At 73.4% G+C, this 16037-nt stretch carries 12 protein-coding genes; 10 read left to right on the forward strand and 2 right to left on the reverse strand.

The annotated features are described in order from the left end of the window. Positions 1-54 precede the first annotated feature (54 nt). Positions 55-816 carry a sulfite exporter TauE/SafE family protein gene (locus GA0070610_RS12400; protein ID WP_089000177.1) on the forward strand — a complete coding sequence of 254 codons (762 nt, stop codon included), beginning with the start codon at positions 55-57 and terminating at the stop codon, positions 814-816. 100 nt (positions 817-916) lie between these two features. On the opposite strand, the gene GA0070610_RS12405 is transcribed toward GA0070610_RS12400, so the two are convergent. After that, positions 917-1120, reverse strand: a complete 204-nt coding sequence (locus GA0070610_RS12405; RefSeq protein WP_089000178.1) for a hypothetical protein — start codon at positions 1118-1120, stop codon at positions 917-919. Then, positions 1050-3380, reverse strand: coding sequence for a PIG-L family deacetylase (locus tag GA0070610_RS12410; RefSeq protein WP_331716520.1), 2331 nt, complete (start codon positions 3378-3380; stop codon positions 1050-1052). Before GA0070610_RS12410 ends, GA0070610_RS12405 begins: the two co-directional genes overlap by 71 nt. Positions 3381-3694: 314 nt before the next feature. Here GA0070610_RS12410 and GA0070610_RS12415 point away from each other — a divergent pair, with 314 nt between their 5' ends. The 9 genes from GA0070610_RS12415 to GA0070610_RS12455 all read left to right on the forward strand — a co-directional run bounded on the left by GA0070610_RS12415 (position 3695) and on the right by GA0070610_RS12455 (position 15968). After that, positions 3695-4858 carry an ROK family protein gene (locus GA0070610_RS12415; RefSeq protein WP_089000180.1) on the forward strand — a complete coding sequence of 388 codons (1164 nt, stop codon included), beginning with the start codon at positions 3695-3697 and terminating at the stop codon, positions 4856-4858. Between the two features lie 52 nt (positions 4859-4910). Continuing rightward, entirely contained in the window at positions 4911-5960 is a 1050-nt protein-coding gene (locus tag GA0070610_RS12420; RefSeq protein WP_089000181.1) for an extracellular solute-binding protein, read from the forward strand. A gap of 94 nt (positions 5961-6054) precedes the next feature. Beyond that, complete coding sequence (locus tag GA0070610_RS12425) at positions 6055-7128, forward strand: ABC transporter ATP-binding protein (protein WP_089000182.1); 1074 nt, start codon at positions 6055-6057, stop codon at positions 7126-7128. Beyond that, the gene (locus GA0070610_RS12430) at positions 7125-8918 is read left to right on the forward strand and encodes an ABC transporter permease (RefSeq protein ID WP_231926091.1); all 1794 of its coding nucleotides are present in this window, start codon (positions 7125-7127) and stop codon (positions 8916-8918) included. Before GA0070610_RS12425 ends, GA0070610_RS12430 begins: the two co-directional genes overlap by 4 nt. After that, positions 8915-9841 carry a creatininase family protein gene (locus tag GA0070610_RS12435; protein ID WP_231926092.1) on the forward strand — a complete coding sequence of 309 codons (927 nt, stop codon included), beginning with the start codon at positions 8915-8917 and terminating at the stop codon, positions 9839-9841. The genes GA0070610_RS12430 and GA0070610_RS12435 overlap by 4 nt, the downstream gene beginning before the upstream one ends. Beyond that, positions 9838-10791 (forward strand): amidohydrolase family protein, encoded by a 954-nt coding sequence (locus GA0070610_RS12440; protein WP_197697835.1) that lies wholly within the window; start codon positions 9838-9840, stop codon positions 10789-10791. Before GA0070610_RS12435 ends, GA0070610_RS12440 begins: the two co-directional genes overlap by 4 nt. Before the next feature lie 63 nt (positions 10792-10854). Continuing rightward, positions 10855-12312, forward strand: coding sequence for an argininosuccinate lyase (locus GA0070610_RS12445; protein ID WP_089000184.1), 1458 nt, complete (start codon positions 10855-10857; stop codon positions 12310-12312). A gap of 40 nt (positions 12313-12352) precedes the next feature. Further along, positions 12353-13282 (forward strand): ROK family protein, encoded by a 930-nt coding sequence (locus GA0070610_RS12450; protein ID WP_231926093.1) that lies wholly within the window; start codon positions 12353-12355, stop codon positions 13280-13282. Between the two features lie 262 nt (positions 13283-13544). Next, complete coding sequence (locus GA0070610_RS12455) at positions 13545-15968, forward strand: carbohydrate-binding module family 20 domain-containing protein (protein WP_157747136.1); 2424 nt, start codon at positions 13545-13547, stop codon at positions 15966-15968. The last annotated feature ends 69 nt before the right edge of the window (positions 15969-16037 follow it).

Raw genomic sequence — 16037 nt, forward strand, 5'->3', positions numbered from 1 at the left:
CGGCCCGGCCGACACCTGCCCCGCCACCCGGTATCGCCACTAGCCTGGGACCCGATGGATCCCATCCAGGCGACGCTGCTCGTCGCCGCCGGTGTCGCCACGGGTGCCTTCAACGCGGTCGCGGGCGGTGGCTCCCTGATCGCCTTCTCGGCGCTGATCGCCGCCGGCATACCGCCGCTCACCGCCAAGCTGACCAGCACCGTCGCCGTCTTTCCCGGCAACGTGGCGAGCGTCGCCGGAGGGTACCGGGACCTGCCGCCCCGCGCAGACGTCCGGCGCGTCCTGCCCGCGGCGGTCGGCGGCGGCGTCGCCGGCTCGGTGCTGCTGCTGGTGACGCCGAGCCGCGTCTTCGACGCGATCGTGCCGTTCCTGGTGATCGCCGCGTCGGCCGTCCTCGGTCTGCGGGGCCGGCTGGACGGCCTGGCCCGGCGCTCCGTCCTGCGGCACGGGCGGGAACACCCGGCGGCCCTGCAGGTGTCCGTCGCCCTGGGCGGCGTCTACGGCGGCTACGTCGGCGCCGGGTTCGGCATCGTCCTGGTCGCCGGGCTGGCGCTCCTCCAGCACGAACCGCTCACCAGGACGATCGCCCTGAAGAACCTGCTGTCGGCCGTGATCTCGTTCACGGCGGTGGTGCTCTTCGTTCTCTTCGGCACCGTCAACTGGGCGGGGGTGGCGATCCTCGCCCCGGCCACGGTCGTCGGCGGCTACGTCGGCGCCCGACTGCTCCGCAGACTCCCCGGCGGCCCGCTCAGGGCGGTGGTCGTCGCGTTCGGGGTGGTCTTCGGGCTGTTCCTGCTGGGGCGCAACGTCCTGTAGACCGCGCTGCCGCGCTCGACCTACCGCGGGCAGACCCGGCCCCGACGACGGGACGGGCCCCCGGCCACCCGCTCGGATGACAGGGCCCGTCCCGCACCGCTCAGGTCAGCGGGACCTGGCGGGCGAGCGCGGCACCGCCGGCCTCGAAGGCGGCCAGGACCGAGGTGGGCGCGCCACCGGTCGCCGGCACCACGACGGTCACCGGGCGGCCGGAGCGCACCTGCACCGAGCGCTCACCGAGCGACCGGTCGCCGTCGGCGGTGTGCAGGTACACCGTGCCGGCGCGGTCGGCCCGTACGGTCACCCGTGCACCGTCGGCCACCTGCCGCTGGCCGGTCAGCCGCAGCGCCCGCTCGGGCAGCCGGGTCACGGCGGCCGGCGCCACGCCGTCCACCGCCGACTGCGCGATGGTCTGCGGGCTGTGCACGCTGCGGGCGGCGGTGTCCGGGAAGACCGGGGCGCTGGGCTGGCGCTGCGCCGGGGTGAGGCCGGGCAGGGTGACCAGCCCGTAGCGGTACGGGTCGGCCCGTACGCCGGTGAAAGGTGGACCAGCCCAGCCGCGACTGGGAGCTGAGGTCCTGGGTGTCCGAGTCGTACACCAGCACGTTGAAGCCCATCCGCGCCGGGTCGATCGCGTCGGGCAGCACCGCGAACGGGATGCGCGCCTCGACGGTGTAGCCGGTGTACGGCGCGGTGACCTTGCTGACCACGGTCATCCCCGGGGCGGTCGTGGCGCCCGGTCCCTGCCGGTTGTCGGCGTCGCGCTGCCAGCACGGCGGGTCGCCGTTGGCGGGGTCGTCGGTGACCGGGAAGATGCCCGCCTTGAACACGGTGGAGGTGTCCGACGAGTTCCCCTTCGGGTCGACGATGATCTCCACGCTGTCGGTGCGCCGCTGCCGTTTGCAGTCCTGCGGCACCACCTTCTTGCCGAGCACGTCGTCGGTGACCTGTACGAACACGACGAGCGCGTCCTCGGTGAAGGCGATGCGGCCGGTGGCCGAGGCGTCCTGTGCCGTGGTGGCCTGCCCCTCCCAGATGCGGGACAGGTCCAGTTCCTCGCCGGGGTATTCGCCGGGGGAGGCCACCCCGTCGACGGCGTGGTCGTGCCCGGCGCGCGGCACCTCGCTGGTCGGCACGATCTCCAGGGCGCCGGTCTCCACGGTGCTGCCGGCGGCGCTGGTGGTGGTGATGGTGATCCCGCCGTCGCCGCCGTCGCCGCCCTCGTTGGCGGTCGGCAGGCTGGCGTCGCTGTTGGTGACGGTGAAGGTGACCGCCCCGGTCGCGCCCGGCGCGAGGGCGGCGTAGCTCTTCGTCGCCGCGTCGGCGGTGAAGCCGGCCGGCAGGCCGAGGGCGACCGTGCCGCTCTGGGCGGTCTCGCCGTGGTTGCGCAGGTCGATCCGGACCGTCCGGCTCTTGCCGGAGCCGATGGTCGGCACCGGCTTGATCAGGGTGTCCAGCTGCGGGTAGCCGCTGTCGCCGGCCCAGCTGCGGAACAGCCCCACCTCGGGCAGCGGCTCCAGGGTGCCGCGTACGTCGGCGACCACCCGGACCGCGCGGTCCGTGCGGCCGGTGCCCTGCCCGGTGGTCAGGGACGCGCCGACGAGGTGCTGGGCGTTGGTGTCGGCGCCCGCGGGGACGGTCACGGTGAAGGTGACGGTCCGCTCCTTGCCGGCCGGTACGGCGCCGCGCACCGCGACGGAGCCGGTGGCCGTCCAACCCTGCGGCAGCCGCAGGGAGACCCGGGGCGAGGTGAGCGCCCGGTTGCCCGGCGCCCAGCGGATCTTCGCGGGGTCGGTGGGGGCGGCGGCGGTGTTGGCCCAGCCCTGGGTGACGTAGTCCCGGCGGGCGTCGACCTCGACCTCGGCCCAGGTCTTGCCGCCGGCGCTGCGCGCACCCTCCCAGACGCCGAAGACCTGGTCGGTCGGTACGGCCGCCACGAAGCCGGCGGCGCACTGCGGCCCGGTCGACGAGCTGCCGGTGCCGCCGGTACGCAGGAACTTCGCCGCCCGGAACGGCGTGAGCCCCTCCTTGGTGATCTGCTCGGGGAACGCCTTCGGGTCGGCGGCGGCGTGGAACGCCTCGGCGGCGAACCGGGCGGCCTGCTGGTGGTTTCCGTGGTTGCCGGGTGTGGGCGACGGGTTCATCGTCATGACGATCTCGGGCCGGGTCTGCCGGATCACCCGGACGATCTGGCCCAGCGTGTCGTCGTGCCCCCAGATCTGCTCGGACAGGGGCGCGGAGGCGGTGTACCAGAAGTCGACGCGGTCCAGGTTGTAGAGGTTCTCCACCCCGGCGCGGCCGATCGCGGTGCGCTCCTCGCGCTCGCGGATGATGCCCAGCGGCGGGCCCTCCTCGAGGCCGACGGCGTTGCCACCGCCCTCGCCCCGGGTGATGGTGACGACGCCGGCCTTGGCGCCGTGCTTCTCGTTCCACTGGCCGAGGGTGGCGAGGCTGCCGGCCTCGTCGTCGGGGTGCGCGCTGACGAAGAGGACGTCCAGGTCGACGGTGTCGGTCGGCCGGGCGTCGACGTGGGGGTCGCGGTCGGACGGTGAGAGGGCGGGCAGGGGCGCCGGGCCCGAGGAGCGCCGGCGTCACCTCAGGTACGCAGCGGCACGGGGTCCGTACACACTGGAAGGCCTTCGCCCGGTGACGCTAGGGACCGGCGCGGCGGCCCGTCAATGCTTTGCAAGGTCTTTCTTCTTTTGCGAAAGAAACTAACTCCCCGCAAGCCGAGGGAATGCCGGCGGTGAGTTCGCCCGACCGTCGGCCCCGATAGGGCAGGAAGGAAGGGCGTTTCTGCTGCTCAAGGAGGAGGTCGCAAGGTAACGAGACGGTTTCGTTACTTGACTCGATAGTTCGTTCGCCGTAGGAAGGAAGTGTGACAGACGTGGTGACGCCACCAACGAGCCCGGTGAGCCGGGAGCGGTCGAAGGAGATCAAGCGGTTGTCCGTGATCTCCACCGCCCGCCAGGTGCGGCTGCTCTCGCGCGCCGAGCTGACGGAGCTCACCGGGCTGAGCCCCGCGACGCTCACCCCGCTCGTGCGGGAGCTGATCGCCGAGGGCTACCTCATCGAGCGCGGCCCCGGGACGTCCCGCACCGGGCGGCCCCGGGCGATGCTGGAGTTCAACCCCCGGGCCGAGCTGGTCGCCGCCGTCTCCCTGGAACCGTCCCGGATCAGCTGCGAGATCGCCGACAGCGACGGCACGGTGATCGCCCACCGCGCCGTCCGGCTCGCCGGCGACATCGTCGACACCATCTGCCGCTCGGTGCCCGAACTCGCCGGCGACGGCCTGCCGGCGCTGCGCGGGGTGGCCATCGCCGCGCCCGGCGTCTCCACCGGCGGCGCGGTGCGCCTGGCCCCCTCGGTCGGCCTCGTCGAGGGGCGGCCGGTGGGGGAGTCGGTGCAGCGGCACCTCGGGGTGCCGGTGGTGGTGGACAACGACGTGAACCTGATGGCGGCCGGCGAGCACGCCGTCGGCGCCGGCAGCGACGTCGCCGACCTGCTGCTGCTGCACGTGGCCGACGGCATCGGCGCCGGTCTGGTGCTCGACGGGCAGGTCCGCCGGGGTGCCGGCGGGGCCGCCGGCGAGGTCGGCTTCCTGCCGCTGGACCCGACCGACCGTGGCCACGACGGGATCGGTCCGTTCGAGGCCCGCTGGTCGGAGAACGCCATCGCCGAGCGGATGGTGGCGCTGGCCCCCGGGCGGCGGCCGGACTCGCCCGTGGCCGACCTGGTGGCGCTGGCCGCCACCGACGAACGGGCCGCCGCCTACCTCGACGACGTGCTCGCGGCCTGGTCGCGGCTGATCGTCTCCTGCGTCTGTGTCGTCGATCCCGGGCGGGTGCTGCTCAGCGGCGCCGCCGCCCACCTCGACGACGCCGCCGTGGACCGGCTCCAGGCGCTGGTCGCGGCCGCCGCGCCCAGCGCCACCGAGGTACGCCGGGCGGTGCTCGGCGACCGGGCGGTGCTGCACGGGGCGGTCAGCTACGCCCTCTCCGCGGCCGCCGCCGGGATGCCGACCCTGCTGCCGGCCCCTTGACCACACACCACGCACACCGCAGTTCCCCCCACACCCCTCGGAGGTACACCCCATGAGACGTCGACTTCTCCTCGCCGGTGCGCTCGCCACCGTGCTCGCCGCCGGCACCGCCTGCGGTGGCGGCGGTGGTGACGACGCGGCCGGCGGCGCGAGCGCCGAGAAGCTGACCATCTACACGGCCCGCGACAAGAAGGTCTCCACCTACGTCGTTGACCAGTTCACCGCCAAGTACCCGGAGTACAAGGGCAAGGTGGAGATCCTCAACCTGGGCGCGCAGGAGATCCTGGAGCGGGTCCGCGCCGAGAAGGCCAACCCGCAGGCCGACGTCTGGTGGGGCGGCACCCAGCAGGGGCTCTCCGCCGGCGCCGGCGAGGACCTGCTGACGTCCTGGCAGCCGGCGTTCGCCGAGAAGATGGACCCGAAGTACAAGGACGCCGAGGGCCGCTGGTTCGGAGAGATCCTGCTGCCCGAGGTCATCATGTACAACAACAAGGCGCTCACCCCGGAGCAGGCCCCGAAGGACTGGGACGACCTGCTGAAGCCGGAGTGGAAGGACAAGATCATCATCCGGGACGTGGCCGCGTCCGGCACGATGCGGTCGATCTACGCGTCGATGATCATGCGGCAGTCCCCGGACGGCAGCAACCCGCAGCCCGGCTACGACTGGCTCAAGAAGCTCGACGCCAACACCGGCGCCTACGCGGCCAACCCGACCGACCTCTACCTGAAGCTCTCCCGCCAGCAGGGCGTGGTCAGTGCCTGGAACCTCCAGGACGTCCTGCTCCAGGCCAACCAGTCGAACATGCCGTTCGGCTACGTGATGCCCGCCTCCGGCGCCCCGGTGCTGGTCGACGGCATCGCCGCGGTCAAGGGCGGCAACACCACCGGCGCCCAGAAGTTCATGGAGTTCCTCTTCGACGACAAGCTGCGCGGCGACCTGGCCAAGGACTACTACCAGATCCCGGCCGTGGACATCGCCGAGAAGCCGGAGTGGCTGGCCCAGCTCGGCCTCAAGCCGCTGGACGTCAACTGGGACGTGATCGGCAAGAACGAGACCGAGTGGATCAACCACTGGAACAGCCAGATCAAGAACAAGGGCTGACCGCCCGGGCGTTTCGGGGGGCGGGCCCGTCCCGCCCCCCGCGCCCCCACCTGACGACCGACCAGGTCCGGTACCGCACGAAGGAGAGGACCTCATGATCGATGTCACGCTGGAGTCGGTGAGCAAGCGCTTCGCGCGCGGCGGCGACACCGCGGCCGTGGACGACGTCGACATCACGATCGCCGCCGGGGAGTTCTTCACGCTGCTCGGTCCGAGCGGCTGCGGCAAGACCACCACCCTGCGGATGGTGGCGGGGTTCTACTTCCCCACCTCCGGGCGGATCCGGTTCGGCACCGAGGACGTCACGCGCCGGCCGCCGAACAAGCGCGACACCGGCATGGTGTTCCAGAACTACGCGCTCTTCCCGCACATGAGCGTCGCGCAGAACGTCGCGTACGGCCTGAAGATCCGCAAGGTCGGGCGGGTCGAGGCGCGGCGGCGGGTCGAGGAGGCGCTCGGCCAGGTGCACCTCGCCGGCTACGGCGACCGGCGCATCGACGAGCTCTCCGGCGGCCAGCAGCAGCGCGTCGCCCTGGCCCGGGCGCTGGTGATCCGGCCGCGCACCCTGCTGCTCGACGAGCCGCTGTCGAACCTCGACGCCAAGCTGCGCGAGGAGACCCGGGTCGAGATCCGTCGCATCCAGCGCGAGGCCGGCACCACCTCCATCTACGTCACCCACGACCAGGCCGAGGCGATGGCCATGTCGGACCGGATCGCGGTCATGCAGTCCGGCCGGGTGCAGCAGATCGGCGCCCCGCAGGAGATCTACCACCGCCCGGCGACCAGCTTCGTGGCCCGCTTCATCGGCCGCAGCAACGTGCTCACCCTGCCGGTGGTCGCCGCCGCCGCGCAGACCGTCACCGTGGGGCTGCCCGCCGGCGGCGAGGTCACCGCGCCCGCCCCGACGGGCCATGGCCTGCGCCAGGGCGACACCGCGCTGGTGTCGGTCCGGCCCGAGCACATCGGGCTGACCTCGGCCACCGAGGTGGGCGCGCTGCCCGGCCGGGTCACCGAGGTGGAGTTCACCGGCATGGCGACCAACCTCGTGGTCGACGTGGCCGGCGAGCCCGTGCAGGTCGCCGCGATCGACGTGCCGGCCGGGATCGCCGCCGGCGACCAGGTCGGGCTGCGGCTCAACCGGGAGCGGATGTGGGTGGTGCGCCCGTGAGCACCATCCCCGCCACGCCCAGCCCGGCCACCGTCGCCCCGATCACCGGCGAGCCGACGCCGCCGCGCGGCCCACGCCGCCGGCTCGCCGACCGCTTCGCCGGCGGCACCGGCTCGCGCTGGTTCCCGTACGTCCTGGTCTTCCCGCTCGCCCTGATCCTCTTCGGGTACGTGGTGCAGCCGATGTTCGCCACCTTCGCCGAGAGCGTCGGCGTGGACGGGGTGGAGAACTACGGCAGCTTCGTCACCGGCGGCGGGGTCGCCCGGTCCTCCCTGGTCACCTCGCTGATCATCTCCGCGGCCAGCGTGCTGCTCTGCGGCGTCGTCGGCGTGGCGATGGCCTTCCTGCTCAAGCGCTTCTCGTTCCCCGGCCGCAAGCTGATCGAGGCGATCATCCTGGTGCCGGCGGCGCTGCCGCCGCTGATCGGGGCGATCTCGTTCCAGCTGCTCTACAGCGAGACCGGCATTCTGCCGCGCGGCCTCCAGCAACTCTTCGGCGCCGAGAACCCGGTGCTGCCGTTCAGCGGCATCGCCGGGGTGCTGGTCGTGCACACCTTCACCATGTACCCGTACTTCTACCTCTCCGCCTCGGCCGCGCTGTCGGGCATGGACCCGTCGGTGGAGGAGGCGGCGTACAACCTCGGCGCCGGCCGGGTGCGGGTGTGGCGCACGGTGCTGCTGCCGATGCTCACCCCTGCGCTGGTCTCCGCCTCGCTGCTGGTGTTCATGACCTCGCTGGCGTCGTACACCGCCCCGCTGCTGTTCGGCGTGGACCAGACGATGACCATGCAGATCTACATCAACCGCACCAACGGCGACCTGCCGATGGCCTCCACGTACGCCTCGGTGCTCGGCGTGGTCTCGGTGCTGTTCCTGCTCGGCATGCGCTGGTACGAGGGGCGGCGCAGCTACCGCTCCCAGTCCAAGGGCGTCGCCGCCCACCGCCGCGAGATCACCAACCCGCTGGGCAAGTGGCTCGCCCTGGCCGCCTCGATCCTGGCCACCGCGGTCCTGCTCGCGCCGGTGGCGACCATCGCCCTGGTCGCCTTCTCCCAGGACGGCTCCTGGACCACCGAGGTCATTCCGGCGGCGTACACCACGCAGAACTTCGTCACGATCTTCTCCGATCCGGCGGCGTTCCAGCCGATCCTCAACTCGTTGCAGATGAGCCTCATCGCCACCGTCGCCTGCGTCGTCGTCGGCGTGCTCATCGCGTACGCGGTGCGCCGGCTGGACTTCCGCGGCCGGGGCCTGCTGGACGTGGCGGTCATGCTGGCCTGGGCGCTGCCCGGCACGGTGGTGGCGATCAACCTGATCTCGGCGTTCAGCACGGGCAACGCGTTCAGCTTCGGGCAGGTGCTGATCGGCACCTTCTGGATCATGCCGCTGGCGTACTTCGTGCGGTTCCTGCCGCTGGTCTTCCGCTCCAGCTCGGCCACCCTGGCGCAGATCGACCCGTCGCTGGAGGAGGCCGCGCGCAACCTGGGTGCGTCCTGGTGGCGGGCGTTCGGCACCGTCACGCTGCGGCTGATGCTGCCCGGTGTGGTGGCCGGCGCGCTGCTCGCCTTCGTGCACGGCGTCGGCGAGTTCGTCGCCTCCGTGCTGATCTACACCTCCGAGACGGCGCCGATCTCCGTGGAGATCAACAACCGGATGTACTCGTTCGAGGTCGGCACCGCCGCCGCGTACGGCATGCTCCAGGTTGTCCTGATCTTCGTGGTGATGGTGGTCTCCGGCCGGCTGGACGGCGGCCGGCGCTCCAGTCGGGAGGCGGCCCGGTGGACGGCGTGAGCGCGGCCTGGCCGACGGGCGGCGGGCTGGTCCCCGCCGCCCGGATCCCCGGCGGGGAGCTGGCGGCGGTCGCCGAGGCGGCGGACTTCGCGGTGCTCCCGGTCGGCGCGGTCGAGTGGCACGGCCCGCACCTGCCGCTCGGCACCGACCTGATCCTCGCCGAGGGCTTCGCCGCCGAGAGCGCGCTCGGCGGCGACGACGCGGCGCCGTCCGGCGGGGGCACCACCACCCCGGCCGGCGGGGCGGCGGGCCCGCGCGGGGTGCTCTTCCCCGCCGTGCCGTACGCCGCCTGCCCCGGCCAGACCCGGCCGTGGCCGGGCACCGTGGCGATCCGACCCGAGATCGCGGTCGGCTACCTCGCCGACGTGATCGAGGGGATCGTCGCCGCCGGGTTCCCCCGGCTGCTGATCGTCAACGGACACGACGCGAACATGTCGACGGTCCGGGCCGCCATGGAGTGGGTCTCCGGGCGGCGCGCGGCGAGCCTGCTGCTGGTCAACTGGTTCCAGCTGGTCACCCCGGCCGAGACAACCGAGCTGTACGGTCCGTTGCCCGCGCGCGGGCACGGCGGGGCGTACGAGACCTCCGGGGTGCTCGGCTTCGACCCCGACGCGGTGCGTCTCGACGCGGTCGCCGACCTGCCGCCGAAGCCGAAGCTGCCGGTGACCCACCCGTACGTGCTGGTGGAGTCCCGGCCCGACCCGTGGCAGGGCTGGTCCGGGCACATCTCGCTGGCCGGCGAGGAGGCCGGCCGCCGGGTCCGGCAGCTGGCCGGGGCCCGGCTGCGCGAGGTCGTCGCCGCCTGGGTGGCCGCTCCGCCGCCCGCCCCGCCCACCGACGCCCCACTGCCCACCGACGCGTCGACCGGCCCCACGCCCACCGAGGCGACCGCCGGTGGACCCGAGCCCGAGGAGGCGCCGTGACCGTCGACCGGGGACTGGACGTCGTCGACTTCCACCTGCACTTCCGCATCGGCGCCGACGAGACGATCCGGGCCTGCGAGCACGCCGCCGACATGCACCCCGGCGGCGAGCACGAGCGGGCCGTACGCGTCGCCGGCTCCGCGCCGTACGCGCGGCAGTGGCGGCAGGCGTGGGGCTTCCCCGACCCGGAGCCGCCCGCCGAGCGCTGGCAGGACGAGGCGGACCGCTGGGCCGAGGAGCTGCGCGCGGTGAACGTGCGCCGGGCGGTCTTCGTCACCGGCGGCGGCAACGACACCGTCGCCGACGTGGTCGAGCGCCACCCCGACCTGCTGCTCGGCTTCGCGCACCACGACCCGTACGGCGCGGACGCCGCCGCCGAGCTGGAGCGCGCGGTCGTCGAGCGGGGCCTGCGCGGGCTGAAGCTGTTCGCCCCGCTGCTGCGCGGCCCGCTCGACGACGAGGCCCTCGACCCGCTCTGGGGCGCCGCCCAGCGCCTCGGCGTGCCGGTGTTGATCCACATCGGTCACTACGGCAGCGCCGGCGGCCTGTCCCACGGCCGCTACGGCGGCCCGGACGAGCTGGCCCGGATGGCCCGCCGATTCCCCGAGCTGGCCGTGGTGGTGCCGCACTTCGGCGTCCAGCACGTGCAGGACCTGCTCTTCGCCGCCTGGGGTTGCCCGAACATCCACGTCGACACCTCGGGGTCGAACCAGTGGGTGCGCTGGATGCCGTACAAGCTGACGCTGGAGGAGCTGTTCCGGCGCTGCTACGAGACCATCGGCCCGCACCGGATCGTGTTCGGCAGCGACTCCTCGTGGTTCCCGCGCGGTTACGTCACCCGCTACCTCGACGACCAGCTGCGGATCTGCCGCGAGCTGGGGCTGCCCGACGACCACCTACGCGCGATCTTCGCCGGGAACGCCGAGCGCCTGCTCGGCCTGGACGACTGACCGGCTGACGCCCGGGCGCGGCGCGCGCCGCCGCGCCCGGCACGGAAGGAAGTAGAGACCGTCATGAGCACACCCGCGCTGACCACCTACCAGCGGCACCACCTGCGGCCGACCTACGACCACCACGTCGGGTACCTCTTCCCGGCGATGGTGCGCGCCAGCCAGGCCCACGTGGTGATGCTGGTCGAGCAGGGGCTGGTGCCCGCCGAGCGGGGCGCCCGGCTGCTGCGCGGGCTGGCCGAACTGCGCGCCGACACCGCCGGTGCGCCGGAGTTCGACGGCACCTTCGAGGACACCTACTACCTGATGGAGAAGCGGCTGGCGCAGGCGTGCGGCATCCCCACCTCCGAGCTCGACGTGCAGATGGCCCGCAGCCGTAACGACCTCGACGCCGGGGTGTTCCGGATGCTGCTGCGCGACCAGCTCCTCGGGGTCCTCGACCGGGTGCTCGCCGCCGGCGCGACGGCCCTGGACTCCGCGCACCGCTACGCCGACGTGGTCATCACCGGCTACACCCACCGCCGGCCGGCGCAGCCCACCACCATCGGGCACGCCCTCGCCGGCTACGCCGAGGCCCTCGCCGGTGAGGCCGTCGCCTACGCCGAGCTGATCGACCAGCTCAACACCTCGCCGCTGGGTTCCTGCGCCTTCGCGGGCACGGACCTGGACATCGCCCCCGCCCGGGTGGCGGAGCTGCTCGGCTTCGACGGCCTGGTCACCAACTCGTACGAGGCGGTGGCCGGCGCCGACCACCTCGTGCGGGTCGGCACCCTCAACGCCCAGGCCCTCGCGACCGGCGCCCGGCTGGCGCGCACCCTGATGGACTGGCTGAGCTGGCGCTGGGTGAGCACGCCCGGCGACTTCACCCAGGGCAGCAGCATCATGCCGCAGAAGCGCAACCCGGTGGTGCTGGAGCACCTCGTCTCGATGGCCGGCGCGACCGCCGCCGACGCCGCCAGCGTGCTCAACAACGTGGGCGCCGCCTGGTGGGAGGACTCCAACAACGCCACCACCGACGTGCAGGTGCGGCTCTGGGAGAGCAACGACCGCACCGACCGGTTCTTCGCCCTGCTCGGCGGCTTCCTCGCGGAGATCGAGCCGCTGGAGCCGCCATCGGCCGAGGAGATCGTCGCCTCCGGCGCCACCACCACCGCCGCGGCCGACGCGCTGACCCGGCACGGGGTGCCGTTCCGGGCCGCCCACTCGGTGGTCGGCCGGCTGGTCCGGGGTGGGGCCCCGGCCACCTGGACCGCGCAGGGCGTCCGGGCGGCGGCCGACGGGATCGCCGACGGACTGACCGACGCGGCGGTCGCCGACCTGATCGCCGCCGCCGTACGTCCCGAGCTGGTGCTCGACCGCGCCCAGGTCGACGGCCCCGGCGCGGACGCGGTGCGCGCCCAGGTGGCGGTGCTGCGCGGCACCTTCGACACCGTCGCCGCCCGGCTGGGCGGCGTGCGCGCCCGGCTGGCCGCCGCCGACGAGGCGCTGGACGCCGTGGCCGCGCAGGGGGCGGCCCGATGAGGGCCCGCGACGCGGCGGCCGGGACGGCGGGGGTGGCCCGGTGAGCGTGCGACTGGCCGGCCGGGCCGCCCAGCCCGCGCCGCCGGCCGGCGATGCGGGAGTGCTGCTGGGCATCGACTTCGGCGGCACCAAGATGGCGGTCGGGGTGGCCGACGCGCAGGGCCGGTTGCTGGCCCGCGAGCGGGTCCCGACGTACGCCGAGCGGGGTGCCCCGCAGGCCCTGCACCGCGCCCTGGAGTTGGCCGCGAAGCTGGTGGGGGCGGTCGGCGCCCCGGTCACGGCGGCCGGGATCGCCTCGCCCGGCGTGGTCCGCTCCGACGGCATCGACCTGGCCCCGAACGTGCCCGGCTGGGACGGGCTGCGCCTCGCCGACGCGGTGCGCGACCGGCTGGCGGTGCCGGTGGTGGCGGTCGACAACGACCTCAACGCCGCCGCCCTGGCCGAGCTGCGGCTCGGCGCGCTCCGCGACGCCGATCCCGGCCTGGTGGTGGGCCTGGGCACCGGGGTGGCGGCGGCGGTCACGGTGCGCGGGTCGGTGCTGGCCGGTCACCACGGGGCGGCCGGCGAGATCGGGTACGCCGTGGCCGGCGGTCCGTGGCCGGGCACGATGCTGGAGCTGGGCTTCTCCGGGCGGGCGCTGGACCGGCTCGCCGAGTCGCTCGGCGTGGCCGGCGGCGCGCGGGGCCTGGCCGCCGCCGCCGAGCGGCCCGGCGCGGCCCGGGACGGGCTGACGGCCCGGGCGGAGGAGCTGGCCCGGCACCTGGTCACCTGCTGCCTGCTGCTGGACCCGCAGCGGGTGGTGCTGGTCGGCGGGGTGGCCGGCAACACGCTGATCCGAACCCTACTGGGGGAGCGGATGGCGGCGGTCCTGCCGTACCCGCCGGAGGTGGTGCTGTCCCGGTTCGCCGACGACGCCGCGTTGCTCGGCGCGGTCATCCTCGCCCGCGAGGCGGTGCCGACGCCCCGCTGAGGGTGCCGGCCGGGCACCCTCCCGGCGCTGCAAACACTTGCAAGCCGTGAAGCCGGCGATCCACCATGGATCGCCGGCTTCACGGCTTTTGACGTCTATGACCAACGCTGATGGCGGGCGTCAGCAATGTTGCCATGAAATTTCGAGAAGTTTGCTGCAAGGTATTGCAGAGCCTGCCGGCGATCGAGCATTGTCTTTGCTACGCGGACGGCCGTCCCCTCTCGTCAGTGCCTCTTCGTCCCCGGAAGTAGGTCCTTCTGTCATGGCACGATCGAAACCGCCCCTGCGCGTGCGCATCCCCCGCCTGTTCCTCGCCGCCGCCGTCGTCGCGTCCGGCGCCAGCCCGCTCGTGGCGGGCACCGCCGAGCCCGCCCGCGCCGCCGTCGCCCTCAACGACAGCGAGGTGACGGCGAACCTGTGGGAATGGAACTGGAACTCCGTCGCGGCTGCCTGCACCGACCACCTCGGCCCGGCGGGCTACGGCGCGGTCCAGGTCGCGCCGCCGCAGGAGTCGGTGAGCCTGCCCAACACCGCCGACGGGGTCCATCCCTGGTACGAGGTGTACCAGCCGGTGTCCTACAAGCTGGAGAGCCGGTTCGGCAACCGCCAGCAGTTCGCCGCCATGGTCACCGCGTGCCACGCCGCCGGCGTACGCGTCTACGTCGACGCGGTCGTCAACCACATGGCCGGCGTCAACAACCCCGCCGGCACCGTCGGCTACGCCGGCACGACCTTCACCGGCTACGACTACCCGGCGGTCCCGTACGGCTACGGCGACTTCCACCACCCCGGCGACAACTGCCCGACCTCCGGCGGCGGCATCACCGACTGGAACGACGAGTCCCAGGTGACCAGCTGCGAACTGCTCTCCCTGTCGGACCTCTACACCGAGAAGGAACAGGTCCGCAACAAGATCGCCGCCTACCTCAACGACCTGATCGGGCTGGGCGTGGACGGGTTCCGCGTCGACGCCGTCAAGCACGTCAAGAAGGCCGACTTCGCGGCCATCCTCGGCAAGCTGAACAACACGGTCGCGGAGAACAAGCGCCCGTACGTCGCCCAGGAGATCTTCGACGGCGCCTCGAACGACGCGCTCAAGGCCCGGGCGTTCATCGGCAACGGCGACGTGCTCGACTTCGCGTACGCCAAGGGTCTGCGCTCCAGCTTCCAGGGCTCGATCGCGAACCTCGCGAACATTCCGACCTGGAACCTCGACGCGCCCGGCGCGAACGTCTTCGCCATGGTCACCAACCACGACCTGGAACGTGACGGGGTGGTGCTGTCCTACAAGGACGGCAGCGACTACACCCTGGCCAACTACTTCGCGCTGGCCTACCCGCACGGCAAGCCCTCGGTCTACGACAGCTTCACCTGGTCGAACCGCAACCAGTCGCCGCCGGCCACCGGCAGCGGCCACGTGACCGACACCGTCTGCGGCGGCGCCTGGACCTGCCTGACCCGCTCCACCGGGATCAAGGGCATGGTCGGCTGGGCCAACACCGCCCGCAACGTCAAGACCATCTCGGACTTCACCGTCGTCGACAGCAACGTCGTCGGCTTTCACCGGGGCGACCGCGGGTGGATCGGCATCAACGACTCCGCCGCCGCCAGCACCGCCCAGTTCGTCACCGGCCTCGCCGACGGCGCGTACTGCGACGTCATCTCGGGTGCCGCCACCGCCGCCGGCTGCACCGGCGCCACGGTCACCGTGACCGGCGGCCGGGCCACCGTCACCATTCCCGCCAACGGCGCGGTCGCCATCCACGCCAACGCCCGCGGTGGCCCCGCCGCGAAGGTCGCCACCACCTTCACCGCGACCGCCCCGCTGCCCGCCGACCGCGCGCTGCACCTGGTGGGTGACACCCCCGCGCTCGGCAACGGCGACGCGGGCACCTCCGTGCCGCTCACCCGCACCGCCACCGGCGCCTGGACGGCGACGGTCGACCTACCGGCGGCCACCGCCGTCTCCTACCGGTACCTGGTCAAGAGCGGAACCACGGTGGTCGAGCAGGAGGCCACCAGCCGCACCTTCACCACCCCCGCCGGCGGGACGACGACCCGGACCGACACCTACGTGCCGGGACCCGTGGGGGACAGCGTCGCCACGACGTTCACCGTCACGGCCGCCGTGGCCGCCGGCCAGGAGGTCTACGTCGTCGGCAGCGTTCCGGCGCTGGGCACCTGGGCGCCGGCGAACGCCGTGCGGCTGCCCGCCACCGGTGGGGTCTTCCGGGGCGTGGTCGACCTGCCCCGGTCCACCACCGTGGAGTACAAGTTCATCAAGAAGACCGCGGCCGGGGTCGTCACCTGGGAGTCCGGCGCGAACCGGAGCCTGACCACCCCGTCGGGCGGCAGCCTCACCGTCACCGAGACCTTCCGCGGCGACACCGCCGGGCCGGTCGCCACGGCCTTCCACGCCACCGCCACCACCACCTTCGGCCAGAACGTGTACGTCGTCGGCAACCTGCCCGCCCTCGGCGGCTGGAACCCCGCGAACGCCGTCGCGCTGTCCCCGGCCGACTACCCCGTCTGGCGGGCCACCGTCAGCCTGCCGCCGAACACCGCCGTCGAGTACAAGTACCTGAAGAAGAACCCCGACGGCTCCGTCACCTGGGAGTCCGGCGGCAACCGGAGCTTCACCACCCCGGCGGGCGGCACCAGCACCCGCACCGACACCTGGCGCTGAGCCACCGGTGTGGCCGGCCCCACCGGGGCCGGCCACACCGACCGGCGTCCTCGCCGGCTCGCTACGCCG

It is taken from the genome of Micromonospora echinofusca (assembly GCF_900091445.1).
GTDB lineage: Bacteria > Actinomycetota > Actinomycetes > Mycobacteriales > Micromonosporaceae > Micromonospora > Micromonospora echinofusca.

What these genes read in the sequence shown, in the direction of transcription:
- GA0070610_RS12425 (WP_089000182.1), top strand. Translation starts at nt 6,055, where the DNA reads ATGATCGATGTCACGCTGGAGTCGGTGAGCAAGCGCTTCGCGCGCGGC.
- GA0070610_RS12455 (WP_157747136.1), top strand. Translation starts at nt 13,545, where the DNA reads ATGGCACGATCGAAACCGCCCCTGCGCGTGCGCATCCCCCGCCTGTTC.
- GA0070610_RS12420 (WP_089000181.1), top strand. Translation starts at nt 4,911, where the DNA reads ATGAGACGTCGACTTCTCCTCGCCGGTGCGCTCGCCACCGTGCTCGCC.
- GA0070610_RS12445 (WP_089000184.1), top strand. Translation starts at nt 10,855, where the DNA reads ATGAGCACACCCGCGCTGACCACCTACCAGCGGCACCACCTGCGGCCG.
- GA0070610_RS12400 (WP_089000177.1), top strand. Translation starts at nt 55, where the DNA reads ATGGATCCCATCCAGGCGACGCTGCTCGTCGCCGCCGGTGTCGCCACG.